Annotated in this window: 14 protein-coding genes; 2 read left to right on the forward strand and 12 right to left on the reverse strand. The window is 59.1% G+C overall.

Annotation, left to right across the window (positions count from 1 at the left end):
- Positions 1-305 precede the first annotated feature (305 nt).
- Positions 306-1,535 carry an MFS transporter gene (locus tag OC71_RS20165; RefSeq protein WP_041072762.1) on the forward strand — a complete coding sequence of 410 codons (1,230 nt, stop codon included), beginning with the start codon at positions 306-308 and terminating at the stop codon, positions 1,533-1,535.
- Positions 1,536-1,692: 157 nt separating this feature from the next.
- Positions 1,693-1,947 carry a hypothetical protein gene (locus OC71_RS20170; RefSeq protein WP_041072765.1) on the forward strand — a complete coding sequence of 85 codons (255 nt, stop codon included), beginning with the start codon at positions 1,693-1,695 and terminating at the stop codon, positions 1,945-1,947.
- 210 nt (positions 1,948-2,157) lie between these two features.
- Here the strand turns inward: OC71_RS20170 and OC71_RS20175 are convergent, their stop codons facing one another.
- From OC71_RS20175 to OC71_RS20230, 12 genes are all read right to left on the reverse strand, one after another.
- Positions 2,158-3,138 carry a peptide ABC transporter ATP-binding protein gene (locus OC71_RS20175; protein WP_041072767.1) on the reverse strand — a complete coding sequence of 327 codons (981 nt, stop codon included), beginning with the start codon at positions 3,136-3,138 and terminating at the stop codon, positions 2,158-2,160.
- Positions 3,138-4,106 carry an ABC transporter ATP-binding protein gene (locus OC71_RS20180; RefSeq protein ID WP_041072769.1) on the reverse strand — a complete coding sequence of 323 codons (969 nt, stop codon included), beginning with the start codon at positions 4,104-4,106 and terminating at the stop codon, positions 3,138-3,140. Before OC71_RS20180 ends, OC71_RS20175 begins: the two co-directional genes overlap by 1 nt.
- Positions 4,107-4,116: 10 nt before the next feature.
- A complete protein-coding gene (locus tag OC71_RS20185; RefSeq protein ID WP_041072771.1) occupies positions 4,117-5,043 on the reverse strand; it encodes an ABC transporter permease subunit in 927 nt (308 codons plus the stop codon).
- Between the two features lie 10 nt (positions 5,044-5,053).
- A complete protein-coding gene (locus OC71_RS20190; RefSeq protein WP_041072773.1) occupies positions 5,054-6,064 on the reverse strand; it encodes an ABC transporter permease subunit in 1,011 nt (336 codons plus the stop codon).
- Between the two features lie 73 nt (positions 6,065-6,137).
- Positions 6,138-7,733, reverse strand: coding sequence for an ABC transporter substrate-binding protein (locus tag OC71_RS20195; RefSeq protein WP_041072775.1), 1,596 nt, complete (start codon positions 7,731-7,733; stop codon positions 6,138-6,140).
- Between the two features lie 77 nt (positions 7,734-7,810).
- Positions 7,811-9,223 (reverse strand): OprD family porin, encoded by a 1,413-nt coding sequence (locus tag OC71_RS20200; protein WP_041072777.1) that lies wholly within the window; start codon positions 9,221-9,223, stop codon positions 7,811-7,813.
- A 177-nt stretch (positions 9,224-9,400) separates the two neighbouring features.
- The gene (locus tag OC71_RS20205) at positions 9,401-10,999 is read right to left on the reverse strand and encodes an ABC transporter substrate-binding protein (protein ID WP_041072779.1); all 1,599 of its coding nucleotides are present in this window, start codon (positions 10,997-10,999) and stop codon (positions 9,401-9,403) included.
- 300 nt (positions 11,000-11,299) lie between these two features.
- Positions 11,300-12,925: an ABC transporter substrate-binding protein gene (locus OC71_RS20210; protein WP_041072781.1), complete on the reverse strand. Its 1,626-nt coding sequence runs from the start codon at positions 12,923-12,925 to the stop codon at positions 11,300-11,302.
- Between the two features lie 260 nt (positions 12,926-13,185).
- A complete protein-coding gene (locus tag OC71_RS20215) occupies positions 13,186-14,787 on the reverse strand; it encodes an ABC transporter substrate-binding protein (RefSeq protein ID WP_041072783.1) in 1,602 nt (533 codons plus the stop codon).
- A 315-nt stretch (positions 14,788-15,102) separates the two neighbouring features.
- Positions 15,103-15,951, reverse strand: coding sequence for an aminotransferase class IV (locus tag OC71_RS20220; RefSeq protein ID WP_041072785.1), 849 nt, complete (start codon positions 15,949-15,951; stop codon positions 15,103-15,105).
- Positions 15,952-15,978: 27 nt separating this feature from the next.
- A complete protein-coding gene (locus tag OC71_RS20225) occupies positions 15,979-16,887 on the reverse strand; it encodes a mitomycin antibiotic biosynthesis protein (RefSeq protein WP_041072787.1) in 909 nt (302 codons plus the stop codon).
- A 13-nt stretch (positions 16,888-16,900) separates the two neighbouring features.
- On the reverse strand, positions 16,901-17,833 hold the full coding sequence (locus OC71_RS20230) for a hypothetical protein (RefSeq protein ID WP_041072789.1): 933 nt from the start codon (positions 17,831-17,833) through the stop codon (positions 16,901-16,903).
- Position 17,834 lies beyond the last annotated feature (1 nt).

Consider the following 17,834-nt stretch of genomic DNA (forward strand, 5'->3'; position numbering starts at 1 on the left):
AACGCTCATTGTGTTGAGTGGTGAGGAGCAAGAGCGGTGCGCGTTCTGCTCTTGCTCTTGTGTGGGAGCTGGCTTGCCAGCGATGGCGGCCTGCGAGCCGACCATTTTCTAATCGAACTGAGCGACCGAGGGCTGCGATCTTTTGGACTTGAAGCGCGAAGTCAAAAGATCGCTGCCTACGACAGCTCCCACAGGGTTGTAGGGCGACTCTGTATTTTGAGATATCGATGTCCTTGAGCGCGACAACCGGTGTGCTGGGCGTTAGTGTTTCAGGTCCACGCCAGTCGCTTTGAGAGGTCAATGGAATGACGCGCAACCTCGTCCATCTGCTGCACCCCAACGGCTATTTCAGCCTGATGGCCTGGGTGCTCGCGGCGCTGCTGTTCATCAATCGCTTGAGCAGCATGGTCAAGTTGTTCATGGCGCTGTATCTGCGCCAGGAGCTGGGGCTGGCGATCGAGACGGTGGGCTGGCTGTTGTCGGCCTACGGTGCCGGGTTGTTGATTGGTTCGATGCTCGGTGGGTTGCTCAGTGATCATGTGCGGACGGCGCGGCTGACCGCCGCGTTGTTTTTTGTTTCCATGTGGGTGTTGATCCTGTTGGGGCTGGTGACGCAGGTGGCGTTGCTGGCCGTGTTGCTGTTGCTCAGTGGTGCCGTCGACGGGGCGATTCGAACGCTGCATCAGCGGCTGATCATGGAGTATTGCGAGCCTGCGCAGCGCTCCCGTGCCCAAGCCTTGAGCCGGGTGGCGCGAAACCTTGGCATGGCGGCTGCCGGGGTGGCCGGCGGGGTGTTGGCGCAGACGGATTTCCGTTGGGTGTTTTTTGTCAGTGCGGCGATGACGCTGCTCGCGTTGCTGTGGTTTGTGCACACTACATGGCGCCGCGCGGTACTCAAGCCCGATGAGGTGACCGAAGCTGGCACTGGTACACCGTTGCGCGACGCGGCATTCCTCTGGCTGCTCGGTGCGGCCGTGTTGCTGGGGATGGCCTTCGACACGGTTTACAGCACGCTGGGCAACTATCTGCGCGACTACTACCACTTGAGCACCGAGGCCATCGGCTGGCAGTTCGGGCTTAACGCGATGCTGGTGGTGGCGCTGCAGATCCCGCTCACGCACTGGGGCGAGCGGTGGGGCTTGCGTCGGCAATTGCTCGCGGGTTGTGTGTTGTTGGCGGTCGGGTTGGGAATGTTGCCGTTTGGCTCCGGCTTGCTTTACGTGTGTCTGTCGACGGTGATCTGGACCTTGGGTGAAGCTTTTTTCATGCCGCCGCTGAATGTACTGGTCATGCGGCACGCGCAGGGCGGCAAAAGCGGCCAGTATTTCGGTCTGTTTTTCATGAGCTGGAGCGCCAGTGCATTGTTGTCGCCGGTGTTGAGTGGTCAGCTGTATGGGCACTTGGGAGGGCACAGCGTATGGCTTGCAAGCGCGACACTGGCGTTGTTGACCTTGCCGCTGATCTGCCTGGCGACGCGCTCGTCGACCCAGGCCAAAGCGCTGGCCACCAGCGAACCCACGGCCTCGCTTAGCTGATTCGGTTATAGCGGTTATTCACAAGTGATCTCTCGTACCAGGGCATTTCCCGGGGTTGGTCAGCGTCCTATCTGGTGAACCGGACTGATCGGAACTAGATTTCATTCAGCGCCGGATCGGCACCCCAGGCTTCAACCACGAAAGGATGGAAATGGCTATGAGCATTTTTCAACGCATTGTGCTGTTGCTTAAGGTTTTGGTGATGTTGACGCTTGGCACTACGGCGGCGTGGGCAAGTTCTGCCACACCATCACAGGGGTTTAACGCAGCCCACGGGCAAGCCGGTGTGATCATGCTGGCCAAGTCGGAATCCGAACCGGGCGATCAGGACCAGGGCGGCAGCAAGGATGATGACGACTCGACCACTGACGAGCCGGACACTGACGATGACGAAGGCGACAGCCAGTCGTAAAGCGCCGGCAAAAGAAAACCCCTTCTTCCCCGACTGATGCGCAATCGGGGGAGAAGGGGTTTGGGTTAACACATTATTTCCGGATAAACACGATTCCTGCAGGAGCTACGGCACGCTGCGATCTTTTGATCCTGATGCTGAAAATCAACAGATCGCAGCCTCGTTTCACTCGACAGCTCCTACAGGTTGAGTGGCGGTCTCCGGTTTTGCTTACGCCGCGCCATCGAGGAACTGTTCGGCGTAGTGGCAAGCCACCTGCCGGTTGTCGAGCGAGCGCAGGGCCGGCTCTTCAGTGCTGCAACGCTCGGTCGCGTACGGGCAACGCTTGTGGAACGCGCAGCCCGGTGGCGGGTTCAGCGGGTTGGGCAGTTCGCCGACAATCTTGATTTTCGGCTTGTCCGGATCCGGGTGGATCGTGGGTGTCGCTGACAACAAGGCCTGAGTGTAAGGGTGCAGAGGTCGGGTGTAGATGTCCTCTTTCGGGCCCATTTCCACCGGACGGCCGAGGTACATCACCAGCACCGAGTCGGCGACGTGACGCACCACCGCCAGGTTGTGCGAGATGAACACGTAGGCGGTGTTGAACTCCTGCTGCAGGTCCATGAACAGGTTCAGCACCTGCGCCTGAATCGATACGTCGAGCGCCGAGGTCGGTTCGTCCGCCACCAGCACTTTCGGTTGCAGCATCATCGCCCGCGCCAAGGCAATACGCTGACGCTGACCACCGGAGAACATGTGCGGATAACGCTGGTAGTGCTCGGGACGCAAGCCGACCTGCTTCATCATCGCCTGGACTTTCTCGCGACGCTCGGTGGCACTCAGGTTGGTGTTGATCAGCAGTGGCTCGGCCAATTGATCACCGATTTTCTGCCGCGGGTTCAACGACGCGTACGGGCTCTGAAACACCATCTGCACGTCTTTGCGCAGTTGTTTGCGCTGGGCCTTGTCGGCGCCGGCGACTTCTTGCCCGGCGATTTTCAGCGAGCCGGAAGACGGCTCTTCAATCAGGGTCAGGGCGCGGGCGAGGGTGGATTTGCCGCAACCCGATTCGCCTACGACAGCGAGGGTCTTGCCGGCTTCCAGTTCGAACGACACGCCGTTGAGGGCGCGCACGGTCGCGTGGCCCTTGAACAGGCCACGGGAGACTTCGTAGTGACGGGTCAGGTCGCGGGCGGTAAGTACGACGGCCATTACGCCACCTCCTGGTTCAGCGGGTAGAAGCAACGGGCGAGGCTGTTGGCTTTCGGATCAAGGGCTGGACGTTGCACGCGGCAGCTGTCCTGCACGTACGGGCAGCGCGGCGACAGCAGGCAACCCTGCGGACGGTCGTAGCGGCCTGGAACGATGCCCGGCAGGGTCGACAGGCGCTCGGCGCCCAGACTGTGCTCGGGAATCGCCTTGAGCAGGGCTTCGCTGTAAGGGTGTGCCGGGATGTCGAACAGTTGCGGCACCTGGCCGACTTCTACCGCTTGACCTGCGTACATCACACAGACGCGCTGGGCGGTTTCGGCCACGACCGCGAGGTCGTGAGTGATCAGCACCAGGCCCATGTTCTGTTCTTTCTGCAACGCCAGCAGCAGATCCATGATCTGCGCCTGAATCGTCACGTCCAGCGCCGTGGTCGGTTCGTCGGCGATCAGCAGTTTCGGCTCGCCGGCAATCGCCATGGCAATTGCCACACGCTGGCTCATGCCGCCGGACAGTTGGTGCGGGTAGGCGTCCATACGGCTGGCGGCGCCCGGGATTTCCACTTTCTCCAGCAGTTCGATGGCGCGTTTGCGCGCTTGCTTGCCGGACATTTTCAGGTGCAGGCGCAGCACTTCTTCGATCTGGAAGCCGACGGTGTAGCTCGGGTTGAGCGCGGTCATCGGATCCTGGAACACCATCGACAGGTCTTTGCCGACGATTTGCCGACGCTGACGATTGCTCAGCTTGAGCATGTCTTTGCCGTCGAAGCTGAGCGAGTCGGCCGTGACGATGCCGGGATGCTCGATCAGCCCCATCAGCGCCATCATGGTCACGGATTTACCCGACCCCGACTCACCAACGATGGCCAGGACTTCGCCCTTATCGACTTTCAGGTCGAGGCCATCGACCACGGGCGTCGCGTTCTTGTCGCCGAAGCGGACGTTGAGATTCTTGATTTCTAGCAGTGACATGGGAATCTCCTCAGGCGGCGTTCTTGAGTTTCGGGTCCAGCGCATCGCGCAGACCGTCGCCCATCAAGTTGATTGCCAGCACGCTGAGCAAAATGGTCAGACCCGGCAGGCTCACGACCCACCAGGCGCGTTCGATGTAGTCGCGGGCGGAGGCCAGCATGGTGCCCCACTCAGGGGTTGGCGGTTGTACGCCAAGGCCGAGGAAGCCCAGCGCCGCCGCGTCGAGAATCGCCGAAGAGAAACTCAGGGTGGCCTGTACGATCAGCGGAGCCATGCAGTTGGGCAGCACGGTGATGAACATCAGGCGCGGCAGACCGGCACCGGCCAGGCGCGCGGCAGTGACGTAGTCGCGGTTCAGTTCGCCCATCACGGCGGCACGGGTCAGACGCACGTAGGACGGCAGCGAAACCACGGCGATGGCGATCACGGTGTTGATCAGGCCAGGGCCGAGGATGGCGACAATCGCCACAGCCAGCAGCAGGGACGGCAGGGCCAGCATGATGTCCATCAGACGCATGATGGTCGGGCCGATCATCTTCGGGAAGAAACCGGCGAACAGACCCAGCAGGATCCCCGGGATCAACGACATTACCACCGACGACAGACCGATCAGCAGCGACAGGCGCGAACCCTGGATCAGCCGCGACAGCAGGTCGCGGCCCAGTTCATCGGTGCCGAGCAGGAACTGCATTTGCCCGCCTTCGAGCCACGCCGGTGGCGTCAGCAGGAAGTCACGGTATTGCTCGCTCGGGTTATGCGGCGCGACCCACGGCGCGAAGATCGCGCAGAAAATCACCAGCAGCATGAACAGCAGGCCGGCAACCGCGCCCTTGTTCTTCGCGAAGGCTTGCCAGAATTCTTTGTACGGTGACGGATACAGCAGGCTTTGATCCGCGCTTGGGGCGGAAGTGGCTACTGAGGATGTTGGAGTGCTCATGGTATGGACCTCAGCGCTGATGACGGATGCGTGGGTTGGCAAAGCCGTAGAGGATGTCCACTACGAAGTTGACCAGAATCACCAGGCAGGCGATTAACAGGATGCCGTTTTGCACAACCGGGTAGTCCCGGGCGCCGATGGCTTCGATCAGCCATTTACCGATGCCGGGCCAGGAGAAAATGGTTTCGGTCAGGACCGCGCCGGCCAGCAGGGTACCGACTTGCAGGCCGACCACGGTCAGAACCGGAATCAGCGCGTTACGCAGGCCGTGCACGAACACCACGCGCGACGGCGACAGGCCTTTGGCCTTGGCAGTGCGGATGTAGTCTTCACGCAGCACTTCGAGCATCGACGAACGGGTCATCCGCGCGATCACCGCCAGTGGAATGGTGCCGAGCACGATGGCCGGCAGAATCAGGTGATGCAGGGCATCGAAGAATGCGCCCATGTCATCGGCCAGCAGCGTGTCGATCAGCATGAAACCGGTGCGCGGCTCGATGTCGTAGAGCAGGTCGATCCGCCCGGACACCGGGGTCCAGCCCAGGCTCACCGAGAAGAACATGATCAGGATCAGGCCCCACCAGAAGATCGGCATCGAATACCCCGCCAGGGAGATGCCCATCACCCCATGGTCGAACAGGGATCCTCGTTTGAGGGCCGCGATCACCCCGGCCAGAAGACCGAGAATGCCGGCGAACAGCAGGGCGGCCATGGACAGTTCCAGGGTCGCCGGGAAGAGGGAGGTGAACTCGGTCCATACGCTCTCACGCGTACGCAGGGATTCGCCGAGATCGCCGTGGGCCAGTTTGCCGATGTAGTCCAGGTACTGGGCATACAGCGGTTTGTTCAGACCAAGGCGTTCCATTGCCTGAGCGTGCATTTCGGGGTCGACCCGACGTTCGCCCATCATCACTTCCACGGGGTCGCCGGGAATCATGCGAATCAACGCGAAAGTCAGCAGGGTGATGCCGAAAAACGTGGGGATCAACAACCCCAGTCGGCGGGCAATAAAACTAAACATCTTGTGTGGTACCTCATCAGCCGGTTAGGCGTGCCCGGCGACCCTGGGGTCAGGGAGGCCGGGAGTTTCTTATCTACTTCACCTGGGTGGTGGCGAAGTTATTCGTGGTCAGAGGGCTGATGTGGTAACCCTCTACGTTATTGCGCATTGCGGTAAACATACGGGTGTGGGCCATGCTGATCCACGGTTGGTCCTGATTAAACAGCACCTGAGACTGTTCGTAGAGCTTGGCGCGTTCGGCCGGATCTACTTTAGCCCGTGCTTCGTCGAGCAGTGCCTGGAATTTCTCGTTGCACCAGCGCGCGTAGTTTTCGCCGTTCTTGGCCGCTTCGCAACTGAGCATAGGCGTCAGGAAGTTATCCGGGTCGCCGTTGTCGCCCGCCCATCCGGCCGACACCATATCGTGTTCGCCGGCCTTGGCGCGCTTGAGCATCTCGCCCCATTCCATCACACGGATGTCGACCTTGATCCCGACTTTCGCCAGATCGGCCTGCATCATCTGTGCGCCGAGCATCGGATTGGGGTTGGTCGGGCCGCCGCCGTTACGGGTAAACAGAGTAAACACGGTGCCTTCCGGGACCCCGGCTTCCTTGAGCAGGGCGCGGGCCTTGTCGAGGTCACGTGGCGGGTTCTTCAGGTCGTGGTTGTAGCCCAGCAGTGTCGGCGGGTAGGGGTTGACCGCTACGGTCGCGTTGCCCTTGCCGAACAGGGCGTTGACGTAGGCTTCCTTGTCGAATGCGATGTCGATCGCTTTGCGGACCCGCACGTCGCTCATGTATTTGTGCTGAGTGTTCATGGCGATGTACGAGACGGTCATCGCGTCCAGTTCATCGACCTTCAGGTTGCTGTCTTTCTTGATGCTCGGGATGTCATCCGGCTTCGGATACAGTGCGATCTGGCACTCGTTGGCCTTGAGCTTCTGCAGGCGCACGTTGTTGTCGGTGGCGATTGCCAGGATCAACGCATCGGCCGGTGGCTTGCCACGGAAGTAGTCCGGGTTGGCCTTGAAGCGCACCTGCGCATCCTTGGCGTAACGCTGGAAGATGAACGGGCCGGTGCCTACAGGCTTGTTGTTGAGGTCGGCGGTCTTGCCGGACTTGAGCAACTGGTCGGCGTATTCGGCCGGGTAGATCGAGGAGAACGCCATGGCGATGTCGGCCAGGAACGGCGCTTCGCGGCGGGTCAGGGTGAACTTGACCGTGTTGTCGTCGACTTTTTCGACGCTTTTGAGCAGTTCCTTGAAGCCCATGCTTTCAAAGTACGGGAAGCCCACGCTCGACAGTTTGTGCCACGGGTGATTCGGGTCCAGCTGACGCTGGAAGCTCCAGACCACGTCGTCGGCGTTCATGTCGCGGGTCGGCTTGAAGTATTCGGTGGTGTGAAACTTGACGCCTTTGCGCAGGTGGAACGTGTACGTCAGGCCGTCTTCACTGATGTCCCAGGATTCGGCCAGTGCCGGAATCACTTCGGTGGTGCCGGGCTTGAAGTCCGCCAGACGGTTGAAGATCGTTTCGGCCACCGCATCGGCAGTGACTGCAGTTGTGTACTGGACCATATCGAAGCCTTCCGGGCTGGCTTCGGTGCAGACCACCAAGGGTTTGGCCGAGACGCCGATGGCGGCGCTCAACAACGCAGCCGCGACGGCCGCACGTAGGGGAAGCATTTTCATCGATAACCCTCTGCAATCGGTTGAAGACAAAAAACCGAACGGCCGACTCGTCATGAGTCAGCCGTCGGTCGGCGTTTTTACAGGATGTTGAACGGGATGGTGGTCACGAGACGGAACTCGTTGATGCTGCCGTCAGCCTGGTTTTCGCTGGCGCGGTGAGCGGTGTAGGTGCCACGGATGGTGGTCGCCTTGAGCGGGCCGCTCTGTACGGCGTAGGTTGCACCAATGCCGTATTCGTAGTGGTGCTCGCCGTCCATGTTGCGTACGTCATAGGCTGTGCCGGTGTAGTGAGTACCGTCGATACCCCAGCCGCGAGCCTGGTAGATGTTGAACTTCAGGCCTGGCACGCCATATTCGGCCATGTTCAGACCATAGGCGACCTGGAAGGATTTCTCGTTCGGGCCGTTGAAGTCGGACAGCAGGGAGTTGGCCAGGTAGATGCCGTTGGTTTCGTGCAGGTAGTCGAAGTACTCGTTACCGTTAATTTCCTGGTACGAGAAGGTCAGGCTATGAGCCTGGTGAGTCAGGCCGAACGACAGCGAGTAGGTGTCGTTGTCGATTTCGCCCATCTCTTTTTTGCCGGTATCGACGGTCTTGTAGTAGTTCAGGCCAGTGGTCAGGCTGACGACATTGCTGTCACCCAGTTCGTGGGTGGCGCCGAAGTAGTACTGGTTCCAGAAGTCTTCAACCTTGGAGGCGTACAGGCTGGTCTTCAGGCTTTTCAGCGGCTGATAGTTCAGGCCGACGATGCTGACGCGATCGGTTTCGGCGTTGTTGTTGGTGTACTCGGAACGGAATTTCGACAGGCTTTCTTCGGTACGTGGCGATACGCGGTCGAAGCTGCCGGCGTCGAACGACAGGTTGTTCAGTTCTTCGCTGTGCAGGCTCACACCTTCAAAGCTCGAAGGCAGCGCACGGTTGCCGATGGTGTCGACGATCGGGGTGCTGAAGTTCTGGCGACCGGCGGTCAGGGTGGTGTTCGACACGCGGAACTTGACGTTGGCCAGACCCAATTTGCTCCACTGGCCTTCAGCGTCGCCGCCTTCTTTGGTCAGCGTACGGTTGTTGCCCGCGCCTGGACGCGAACCCGGTGCGCCACCGTTGTTGGAGGCCAGGTCCTTGCGATTACGCTCCAGCGCTACAGCGTTGTAAGCAGCGACTTCAGTGCTGACACCCACGGTGCCCTGAGTGAAACCGGAAGTGAAGTTGACGATGGTGCCCTGCACCCAGTTGATACGACGATCAGTCGGGGTGGCAACGCCGTCCTTGCGATAAGTGAACTTGCCGCCGCGCTTGAGTTGCTCGTTGGCGTACCAGTTACGGGTCGTGCCGCTGATGGTGGAACCTTCGAGGAAGCCGGTGGCATCAGCCTGGGCGCTTTTCTCGTTGACGGTCACCGGGGTGAACGCCTGGCTCTGTTCCTCGGCATAGGCCGTGGCGGTGATGCTGCTGATGGCCAGGGCCAGTATCGCGGTGCTGCTCAGTTTCATGGGTGAAGCTCCTTTACTTTCTTTTTATGCCGGCTTTTTTGGGTGGGCCGGTTATTGGTTTAGAACTCATTTCACACATCGCAAACGTTTGCAAAAGGCCGGATCGGCGAATTTCGGCAAAGCGCTTGCGTGAGGGGGATAGACAGCCCCCCTCAGCATTGCGGCTAATCGGTTGGGTTAATCGATACTGACGCCCGAGAACACATTGCGACCGAAGGGGCTGACTTTGAAGCCTTCAACCCGGGCGCTTAACGGCTGGTTGACCGTCGAGTGGGCGACAGGCGTGATCGGCACTTGCTGCTTGAGCAACTGCTGCGCCTGTTTGTAGAGCGTGGTGCGCTGGTCGCGGTCGGTGACGACCTTGGCCTCTTTGATCAGCTTGTCGTAAGCCGGATCGCACCACATGGAGTAGTTGTTGCCGCCGATGGCATCGCAGCTGTACAGGGTGCCCAGCCAGTTGTCCGGATCCCCGTTGTCGCCGGTCCAGCCAATCAGGCTGATGTCGTGCTCGCCATTCTTGGTGCGCTTGATGTACTCGCCCCATTCGTAGCTGACGATCTTCACTTTCAGACCGATTTTCGCCCAGTCAGCCTGGAGCATTTCGGCCATCAGTTTGGCGTTCGGGTTGTACGGACGCTGGACCGGCATCGCCCACAGCGTGATCTCGGTGCCTTCCTTGACGCCGGCGGCCTTGAGCAGCTCTTTGGCTTTTTCCGGGTTGTAGGCGGCATCCTTGATGCTGTCGTCGTAGGACCACTGGGTCGGCGGCATGCCGTTGACCGCCAGTTGTCCGGCGCCTTGATAAACAGCGTTGAGAATCCCTTGTTTATTCACTGCCATGTCCAGCGCCTGACGCACTTCGAGCTGGTCGAAGGGCTTGTGACGGACGTTGTAGGCAATGTAACCGAGGTTGAAGCCGGGCTTGGAAATCAGCTGCAGTTTCGGGTCGGCCTTCAGCGCCTCCACGTCGGCAGGGCGCGGATGCAGAGTGATCTGGCATTCGCCGGCCTTGAGCTTCTGCACGCGCACCGAAGCGTCGGTGTTGATCGCGAAGATCAGATTCTTCAGCTTGACCCGGCTTGGGTCCCAGTAATGTTCGTTGCCGGTATAACGGATGCTCGAGTCCTTCTGATAGCTCTTGAACACGAACGGCCCGGTCCCGACCGGTTTCTGGTTGATGTCGCTTGGCTTGCCTTCAGCCAGCAGCTTGTCGGCGTATTCGGCGGACAGGATGGCGGCGAAGCTCATGGCAATGTTCTGGATGAACGCGGCGTCGACGCTGTTGAGCGTGAACTCCACGGTCAGCGGCCCGGTCTTTTCGACCTTGGCGATGTTCTTGTTCAGGCTCATCCCGTTGAAATACGGGAATTCGGTTGGATAAGCCTTACGGAATGGCTGCGCGGGATCGAGCATGCGGTTAAACGTGAACAGCACGTCGTCGGCGTTGAAATCGCGCGTCGGTTTGAAGTACGGCGTTGTATGAAATTTCACACCTTCACGCAGGTGAAAGGTGTACTTGAGTCCATCCTCGGAAATATCCCACTGGGTTGCCAGTCCCGGTACGACGTTGGTCGCGCCTTTTTCGAACTCGACCAGACGGTTGTACAGCGGCTCGGCGGCATCGTTATCGGTCGCCGTCGTGTATTGCGCGGTATCAAAACCCGCCGGGCTGCCTTCGGAGCAGAACACCAGGCTCTTGCTGGCGGCAAAACTGGCGGACGTGGCGGCCAGCAGGCCGGCGCCCAGCAATGCGGAAAAAACCAAGGTATGGCGCATGACGCTCCCTCTTTTTGTCGTGTTGTTCAATGCACCGCGATCCCGTCCAGGGAAGTTGAGGTGGCATTGAGCTCAATCCAGTACGTACAGCAAGCCGATGGCCCACGCAGAAACTGGTCAGAACCCGACGGTAGGGGCCGTGGGTCTGGCAGTAAATGCGTAATTGCCTGAATGCTCGTAGGAAAAGTCGACACATCCCCTGCCGTTGCAGTCATCCGCAACGGAATTGGCTGTAGGCAAATTCCTGACTTCCGGCAGCTAAAGCAGCGGCGACGTCATGAACGTCGCCGCTGCGATGGCTTAATTGCTGACGCTGACGCCGTAGAAGGAATTCAAGCCGAATGGGCTGATCTTGAAGTCCTGCACGTTGGCGCGCATGGGTTGGAACACCGTCGAGTGAGCGATAGGTGTGTAGGGAACAGCATCTTTGAGGACGTGTTGCGCCTGTTTGTACAGTTCGGTGCGCTTGGCCTGATCGGTGGTGCGCTTGGCATCTTTGACGAGACCGTCGTACTTCTTGTCGCACCACTTGGAGAAGTTGTTGCCGTTGAGCGAGTCGCAGCCGAACAGCACGTTCAGCCAGTTGTCGGGATCACCATTGTCACCGCTCCAGCCAATCAGCATGGCCTGGTTCTCGCCACCTTTGGAGCGCTTGATGTACTCGCCCCATTCGTAGCTGGTGATCTTCACGTTCAAGCCGATCTTCTTCCAGTCGGACTGGAGCATTTCAGCCATCAGCTTGGCGTTCGGGTTGTACGGGCGCTGTACCGGCATCGCCCACAGAACGATTTCGGTCCCTTCCTTGACGCCGGCTTCCTTGAGCAGCTGTTTGGCTTTCTCAGGATCGTATTTGGCGTCCTTGATGGTGGTGTCGTAGGACCACTGGGTCGGCGGCATGGCGTTGACGGCCAGCTGGCCGGCGCCCTGGTAAACCGAATCGATGATCTGCGGCTTGTTCACCGCCATGTCCAGCGCCTGGCGCACGCGCAGGTCGGCCAGCGGGTTAGGCTCGTTGCTACCCTTGACCTTGTCCATCACGTTGTAGGCGATGTAGCCCAGGTTGAAACCGGCCTGGTCAGGCATCTTCAGGGTCTTGTCGGCCTTGAGCGCCGCGAGATCCGCCGGACGCGGGAACAGGGTGACCTGGCATTCGTTCTTTTTCAGCTTCTGGATGCGCACCGATGGGTCGGTGGTGATAGCGAAGATCAGGTTGTCGATCTTCACGTCCTCAGGTTTCCAGTAGTCCTTGTTGCCGGTGTAACGGATGTTCGAGTCTTTCTGGTAGCTCTTGAACACGAACGGACCAGTGCCGATCGGCTTCTGGTTGATGTCGGCAGCCTTGCCTTCCTTGAGCAGCTGGGCAGCGTACTCGGCGGACTGGATCGAGGCGAAGCTCATGGCCATGTTCTGGATGAACGCGGCGTCGACTTCTTTCAGCGTGAACTTGACAGTGTGATCGTCGACTTTATCGATCTTGGTGATGTTGGTGTCCATCCCCATGTCGGTGAAGTACGGGAATTCGGTCGGGTAGGCCTTACGGAACGGGTCATCCTTGTTAATCATGCGATTGAAGGTGAACAGCACGTCGTCGGCGTTGAACTCACGAGTCGGCTTGAAATACGGGGTGGTGTGGAACTTGACGCCTTCACGCAGGTGGAAGGTGTAATTCAGGCCGTCCGGGGAAATGTCCCAGCTGGTGGCCAGGCCCGGGATAACGGCGGTGCCGCCACGCTCGAACTGGCTCAGACGGTTGAACATGGTTTCGGCTGAGGCGTCGAAGTCGGTTCCGGTGGTGTACTGGCCTGGATCAAAACCGGCCGGGCTCCCTTCGGAGCAGAACACCAGGTTAGTCGCAGCGGATGCGAAAGGTGCGGAGGCTAACAAGCCTGCGCCGACTAAAAACGGAATGACCGCGTGTTTAAGCATGTTGGCCTCATGATTTGTTGTCATTTTTTAATATTGAGGTACGACCTCGTGAGTCGTGCCTGCGGATACTTATGCAGGGGCCATACCCAATGCAAGATCCAGAGCGACTGCCGGCCTCAAAGCGTGGCACGAACGTACCTTAATGTCGCATTTGTGTAAGAGTTGACGCATTTGACCGTTTGCGGCCGTTTTTTACGGTGCAAATGAGGCCCCAAAACGGTGCATTGGTCACGTTGTGCGCGCCGCCTTGGGGCTCGGTGTTACTTATTTATACCCACGCCGTAGAAGGGTGTAAGGCCAAACGGACTGATCTTGAAGTCGCTCACTTCCTTGCGCAGCGGCTGGAACACCGTGGAGTTGGCAATGGGCGTGATCGGCACCTGCTGTTTAAGGATCAGTTGCGCCTGTTGATACAGTTTTACCCGTTGCGCTTTATCCGTGGACACCTTGGCCTGCTGAATCAATTTGTCGTAGGCCGGATCGCACCACTTGGCGTAGTTGCTACCTTTGACTGCCGCGCAGCTGTAGAGCACGCCGAGCCAGTTGTCCGGGTCGCCGTTGTCTCCTGTCCAACCATAGATCATCGCGTCGTGTTCGCCATTTTTCGCGCGCTTGATGTACTCCCCCCATTCGTAGCTGACGATGTTGGCCTTGATCCCGATCTTGTCCCAATCCTGCTGGATCATCTGCGCCGACATCCGCGCATTCGGGTTGGAGGCGCGCTGCACGGTCATCGCCCAGAGATTGATGGTGGTACCCGGTGCAACCCCGGCTTCCTTGAGTAGCGCCTTGGCTTTCACCGGGTCGTACGGCGCGTCCTTGATGTTCGGGTCATACGACCATTGCGCAGGTGGCAAGGCGTTCTGCGCCAGTTGCCCGGCACTCTGGTAGACGGCTTTGATGATCGCCGGTTTGTCGATGGCCATGTCCAGCGCCTGACGGACCTTGAGCTGGTCCAGCGGCGGATGCGTGGTGTTGTAGGCGAGGAAGCCGAGGTTGAAACCGGCCTGCTTCAATACGCGCAGGTTCGGGTCTTGTTCCATGACCTCGATGTCGGCCGGGCGCGGGTAGCCGCTGACCTGGCATTCGCCGGTCTTGAGTTTCTGCAGGCGGACGGCGGCGTCCGGGGTGATCGAGAACACCAGGTTGTCGATTTTTACGTCCTCGGGTTTCCAGTAGTCCTTGTTCGCGGCGTAGCGGATCTGCGCGTCTTTCTGGTAACGCTTGAACACGAACGGGCCGGTGCCCACCGGTTTCTGATTGAGGTCGGCGGCTTTGCCTTCCTTTAACAGTTGGGCGGCGTATTCGGCCGACTGCACCGAGGCGAAGCTCATGGCGAGGTTTTGCACGAACGCGGCGTCGACGTTGTTCAGGTTGAAGCGCACGGTGTTGTCGTCGAGTTTTTCCACTGATTTGATCGTGGTGTTCAGGCCCATGTCGGTGAAGTACGGGGACTCGGCGGGGTAGGCCTTGCGAAAGGCGTTGTCCGGGTCGAGCAGGCGCTGGAAGGTGAACAGTACGTCGTCGGCGTTGAAGTCGCGGGTCGGGGTGAAATATTCCGTTGTGTGGAATTTCACGCCTTGCCGTAGGTGGAAGGTGTATTGCAGGCCGTCGTTGGAGACGTCCCATTGGGTCGCCAGGCCGGGTTCGATGTCGGTACCGCCGCGCTGGAATTGGGTGAGGCGGTTGAAGACGGTTTCGGCGGAGGCGTCGAAGTCGGTGCCGCTGGTGTATTGGCTGGGGTCGAAGCCGGCGGGGCTGGCTTCGGAGCAGTAGACCAGGGTTGTTGCTGCGTTTGCGAAGGGGGCGGTGGTTGCCAGGGCTAGGGTGATCAGGAGTGGTTTGAGGGTGAGTCTATGCATGTCTGCCCCGGGTGTTGGAGGTGGTTGTGGCGGGTGAGGTTAGCTGGGGTGGTGGTGGGCGCGGAAATATCGTTTTTCTAGGTGAGGTGTCTATCTCGGTATATCTGGGCTGATTGGGCACATCTCCGTTGCTGCGGTAACGGCTTCTCGGGGTTCCGCCCTTACGGCGGAGCACTTTTGGCATACGCCGGAGTGCCCGCCCAGCCCAAAGTAACCATGGACCTGTCCCGCGGTAATCGAGCTAACGCTCATCCTGTTGAGTGCTGGGGAGCGGATTGGGAGGGGCACTTGAAAAATCTGTTCCCCGACCTTCGCTCAGCGCTGGGGATGCAGCACGCTTTTCTTGTATTGCGTTGCGAGCATTTCGATCCATGGGTTGGTTTTGTATTGCATGTCGTCAATTCGGCTGATTTCAGTGATTTCCATGGCGGTGCCGCATAGAAAAGCACCTTCGAATCCGGCCAGTTCCGATGCGCTGATTTCGCGCTCGGTGACTTGCAGATCGAGTGCGGGGGCCAGTTTGTCGATGATGAAGCGGCGGGTGACGCCGGCCAGTGCCATTTCCGTGGTCGGGGTGATCAGTTGGCGACCCTTGATGAAGAAGATGTTGGAGCCGCTGGACTCGCACACGGTGTCGGTTGTCGAGAGAAACAGCACGTCATCGAAGTTTTCGCCTTTGTCACGGAAGCTCAGAAAGCTCAGGGCATAAGTCGACGAGGTTTTTGCCTGATACGGATGGCAGTGGGCAGGTGCACGACGCCAATCGGCAATTTTCAGCCGGTAGGGTGTGGTGGCGGCCTTGGGCGCGAAGGGCAGGACGAAGATCACCACCCGGCTGCGACAGCCGCGCCCCATGAAGCTCACGTCGGCGTCGTCGAGGAATATGATGATTTTGATGTAGGCATCCTGAAGTTCGTTGCGACGCAGAAGCTCGTTGCAGGCATCGTTCAGCGTGGCATTGGAATACTCCAATGGTTGCTTGAACAGCTGTGCAGATCGCTGCAGGCGCTGCAGGTGTTCCTCGCACTTGAATATTTTTCCGCCATAACTGCGAATGCCTTCGTAGACCGAAGAGGCATAGGACAGTGAATGGGTGACGGGTGACAAATTGATGTTTTCCTGCGGCAGGAACTCACCGTCCAGCCAGGCGATAGCAGTGGTCATGGTCTGTTTCCAGGGTTGTCGGTGTAGTTAGCGCTGGTGCGCAGTGGTCAATGTGCCGGCAACTTCCCGTGCACTGAGGGCATGGTAGAACTCGCCCTTGATCAGACCGTCGCCCTCATAGCTGTTGGGGGTCTTACCCTGAAGTTCGAGCTCGTGGATGATCGCCTGGTAGTCTTCGAGCGGCACGATCCTGAAGTCCATGCTGACCCGCGTGGTGTTTTCAATGTTCTCGGCCGTGCCGTGCAGGACACGTGGATCGAACATCAGGCACTGGCCATAACGCAGGTTTGTCGGCATGGCGTCGGCTCGCAGGTCCGCCATCAATTGCGGACGCTGTTTCGCGTAATCGAAAAAGGCGACCCGGCTCTCTTTGTACTGGTCGTAGGCGTAACCCTGATCGCTGGCGAATTGCTTCAGCGCTGCGATGCTGGTGTTTTTCGAGCAGACGCTGAGTGCCCCGGTGTTTTTCACGTCGCAGAAGGGCAGCCACATGTTGATCTGCTGGAAGTAGTCGCCGAGCAGGGTATCGGAATGGTGGGTGAACAGTTCACCGTCAGCCAGTCGGTAACGGTCATCCAGACGACCCGGAATGTGGTAGCGGACCAAGGGGTTGTTCTCGAACACGAAGTCGAATCCCAGGTGTTCGCTGAGCCAGCCGACGAAGCGATAGTACTGCTCGATCATAGGCTGGCCGAGTGTCTGCAATGGGTCGTGCCAGTGGCCTGAGTCTTCCAGGTGGGTACTGATCTGCTCGGTGCTCAGGCATTCATGGATCTTGTTCAGCGCAAAGTCATTGGCCAGGTTGTAGCGCTTGGCGAGGGTTTGTTGCAGAGTCCCCGCCAGGTCAAAGGAAGACGTCGAGTAATCCATGATCGAAACGCCGTTCTGAATCAGATGGGCACTGCCCAGTTGCCGGTTGATATCAAAAAAAGACATGTTGAACTCCTTGTTAGCTGTCTCTGTTGGAAAATTCGCGCATCTGCTCGGCGCGGGTGGTGCGTAAGGGAATCAACCAGTTTTCCAGGTCGACGATCAGGTTGGCGCCCATGCGTTTCTTGATGTCGATGGCGCCGCGTCCCAGGCAATGGGTGCGCAAACCCAGTTCGTCGGCGGCTTTATAGAGTTGGTAGTAATCGCTGACATACAGATTGAGGCCGGCGGGAACCCGATCGCGATCCTGTCCCTGAACCTGCTGGGAGAAAACGCCCTGCTGCTCGTCGACGTAGCTGAGCGAGGCATACACCGGCAGGCGGGTGGTTTTCTCGTAGTTGATTTTTATGTAGTACCGGGAGCTATCCGCCGAGCGCGCGAGTGCCTGCATGGCCGCCAGCGAATACAGGTTGCGCACGTGCCGGTACTTGTCCACGTTCAATGACTGAAGCGTGGAAAATGCCAGCAAGACTTCGCTGTTTTCCGCCAGCCGGTCGAGTCGATGCAACTCGGTATGGCAGAAGTCCTCGGCGCGTCGTGTCAGGCGCACCATCTCCTTGAGTTGTTTTCTCCCCATCGACATCAAAAGGCTGTTGTCCAGGGTGTTATCTACGCGCAGATACGCGACCGGCATAAAGGGCACCGCGATGATCGGCCGATCGTAAGGGCGATGCAGCAAAGGCTGCGAAGAGTCCAGGGACGGAATCAGCAGCCAGTCGGCCTCTTGCGCTTCACTGACCAAGCGATCCACTTGCATTGGATCGGGATGCGCCGAAACCGGCAGATAAAAGTAGCCGGGTGCCACGCTGGCGAGTTCATCGTGCAGCGGATTGTGCTGGTGCGCCGTGCCTTTGAGCGTAGCCTCCCAGTGGGCAATATCCCGCAAGGGCAATTGGGGGCGGGAGACGCCATAGCTGATACAAAACGCTTCCCGCTGCGCAAGCAACTCCATG

It is taken from the genome of Pseudomonas sp. W15Feb9B (assembly GCF_000828175.1).
Lineage (GTDB): Bacteria > Pseudomonadota > Gammaproteobacteria > Pseudomonadales > Pseudomonadaceae > Aquipseudomonas > Aquipseudomonas parakoreensis.

Bases quoted from the DNA above. Each gene is read 5' to 3' on its own strand.
- OC71_RS20165 (WP_041072762.1), top strand. From the start codon at position 306: ATGACGCGCAACCTCGTCCATCTGCTGCACCCCAACGGCTATTTCAGC.
- OC71_RS20170 (WP_041072765.1), top strand. From the start codon at position 1,693: ATGAGCATTTTTCAACGCATTGTGCTGTTGCTTAAGGTTTTGGTGATG.
- OC71_RS20175 (WP_041072767.1), bottom strand. From the start codon at position 3,138: ATGGCCGTCGTACTTACCGCCCGCGACCTGACCCGTCACTACGAAGTC.
- OC71_RS20180 (WP_041072769.1), bottom strand. From the start codon at position 4,106: ATGTCACTGCTAGAAATCAAGAATCTCAACGTCCGCTTCGGCGACAAG.
- OC71_RS20185 (WP_041072771.1), bottom strand. From the start codon at position 5,043: ATGAGCACTCCAACATCCTCAGTAGCCACTTCCGCCCCAAGCGCGGAT.
- OC71_RS20190 (WP_041072773.1), bottom strand. From the start codon at position 6,064: ATGTTTAGTTTTATTGCCCGCCGACTGGGGTTGTTGATCCCCACGTTT.
- OC71_RS20195 (WP_041072775.1), bottom strand. From the start codon at position 7,733: ATGAAAATGCTTCCCCTACGTGCGGCCGTCGCGGCTGCGTTGTTGAGC.
- OC71_RS20200 (WP_041072777.1), bottom strand. From the start codon at position 9,223: ATGAAACTGAGCAGCACCGCGATACTGGCCCTGGCCATCAGCAGCATC.
- OC71_RS20205 (WP_041072779.1), bottom strand. From the start codon at position 10,999: ATGCGCCATACCTTGGTTTTTTCCGCATTGCTGGGCGCCGGCCTGCTG.
- OC71_RS20210 (WP_041072781.1), bottom strand. From the start codon at position 12,925: ATGCTTAAACACGCGGTCATTCCGTTTTTAGTCGGCGCAGGCTTGTTA.
- OC71_RS20215 (WP_041072783.1), bottom strand. From the start codon at position 14,787: ATGCATAGACTCACCCTCAAACCACTCCTGATCACCCTAGCCCTGGCA.
- OC71_RS20220 (WP_041072785.1), bottom strand. From the start codon at position 15,951: ATGACCACTGCTATCGCCTGGCTGGACGGTGAGTTCCTGCCGCAGGAA.
- OC71_RS20225 (WP_041072787.1), bottom strand. From the start codon at position 16,887: ATGTCTTTTTTTGATATCAACCGGCAACTGGGCAGTGCCCATCTGATT.
- OC71_RS20230 (WP_041072789.1), bottom strand. From the start codon at position 17,833: ATGGAGTTGCTTGCGCAGCGGGAAGCGTTTTGTATCAGCTATGGCGTC.